The 1,789-nt window shown below is 44.8% G+C and carries 2 protein-coding genes; both read right to left on the reverse strand.

Translation table 11 applies throughout. From position 1 onward, the window contains the following. Positions 1 to 271: 271 nt before the first annotated feature. Entirely contained in the window at positions 272 to 922 is a 651-nt protein-coding gene (locus tag B7Y67_RS17010) for a 3'-5' exonuclease (RefSeq protein ID WP_293599644.1), read from the reverse strand. Between the two features lie 2 nt (positions 923 to 924). Beyond that, positions 925 to 1,789 (reverse strand): DUF294 nucleotidyltransferase-like domain-containing protein (locus B7Y67_RS17015; protein WP_293599645.1); only part of this gene is annotated, 865 nt, incomplete at its 5' end.

Raw genomic sequence — 1,789 nt, forward strand, 5'->3', positions numbered from 1 at the left:
GTAGCCGTGAGCGTCATGAGAATGTTGCATATTCCCTCCAGAGAATCGCTTTAGTTATAACCATAATTCCAGGTTTCCCCAGAGTCCTATCCGATCAATAACCGCAAAATACGCAGCTATTTATCATTAATCGCTAATATCGTGGGTATTGGCAAAAGAAATAACTAGTATTAACCCTAAAAATTGCTAGGTATTAACCCCTGATTTCCTTATAAGAAACAAGTACTTAATTGAGTCAAACCCCAGCCCTTCAGGGATTGCGCGGGGTTTATTAGTGACGAGGCAATTTGCGCAGACGTTTCTCGAGCTGCTCAATCTCTTCAATTGAGCTGGCATGCTGTCTTAATAGTGGCCAAATCTGCATCATGATTTCTGCAGTGGCAAAGGTATCAGCTGCAGCCTGGTGACGTACTGCACACTCAATCCCCAAAAACTGCATCCAGTCATCCATATATTTAGCCTTTACTTCAGGATGACACTTCGCCACCAATGGCTCGATGTCAATCCAGGCATTCTTTATCTTTCGCCCTAAGAATTGCTTAAAGGTTTTTTGAATCATCGCCTCATCAAATACCGCATGAAAGGCAAACAATGGAGCATTACCAATCCACTCCTCAAACTGGAGTAGCGCAGTAGCTGGATCAACACCCGCCTTTTGAGCCTGCACCCCAATGCCATGCAGCAAGATATTTTCTTTATCAGATGTTTTGATGGTTTGCTGTTTGAGCACAATCTCAAAGCTATCAGCCAGATCAATTTTTAGAGTTTGGGTCACTGGATCTAAATGAATGCAGATTGCAGCAATTTCTATCAAACTGGCTTTACGGGTGTTTAAGCCAGTCGTCTCTACATCCAGCACAACCCAACGATATGGATCCATGGGTGCCGCGCCCCACAAGCCCTTAATCCAATCGATATTCATGTTTATTGACCAAATGCGCGCTCGAGGCGCTGCTGGAAGTTTCGTGTGACGCTCAAGGACTCCTTCAAAATACGTCGATCAATATTATTCAAGCTATTGAGCTCAATGGCATTTGGATTGCCATCGATTTCATGACCATCAATCTGAATCGATAAACGTAGCATCTGCAGATATTCAAATGCCGTCACCCAGGACATGCACTCTGCCTCAGGGATTTTTAAAGCCTGACCCACTGCTATGAGACGCTCTCTGGTATTGGTTTCAGGTATGGCGTTTGCCAAAGCATAAATTCGTGCCGCATCCACCAAGATAGCAGTGCCATGTTTTTTCAAATCGATGCACTGCTTACCATCGAGCTTAATCGTGTCCAAACCGCCGTGCCAAGTAATAGGCACCTTCATACGTAATGAATTGTCTGCCAACTGCTTCAGGAAACGCAGATTGGGAGGGGCATGAGTCAGAATGATTTCCTTCATTTTCAGAAGTAAGTCGGGATTGCCCGCAACTCTTCTAAAGTCAAAGTAAATGCTGGCGTTTAATAAATTCTCACCAGAACCTTCATCAATCCAATGGGCAAACTTACGATTCCACTCGGCCTCACTTAAACAGATCTTCGGGTTACTTGCCATCACATTACCCTTGCACAATGGATAGCCACAAACGTCTAAGGCCTTATTCACATCTAGAGCAAAAGCAAGATACTTTTCCCGAACAGCATCGCTAGCCTCTCCCGCAAACACCAGGGCGTTGTCTTGATCGGTTGCAATGGTTTGCTCAGAGCGGCCCTCAGAACCCAAGGCAATCCAAGCAAAACTCTTCATATCAATGTTGTGCTGGTGTGCGTATAGCTCAATCAACCTGTCACAC

Source organism: Polynucleobacter sp. 35-46-11, from assembly GCF_002281105.1.

Excerpts from the sequence above, each read along its gene's own strand:
- B7Y67_RS17010 (WP_293599644.1), bottom strand. The coding sequence starts at position 922 with ATGAATATCGATTGGATTAAGGGCTTGTGGGGCGCGGCACCCATGGAT.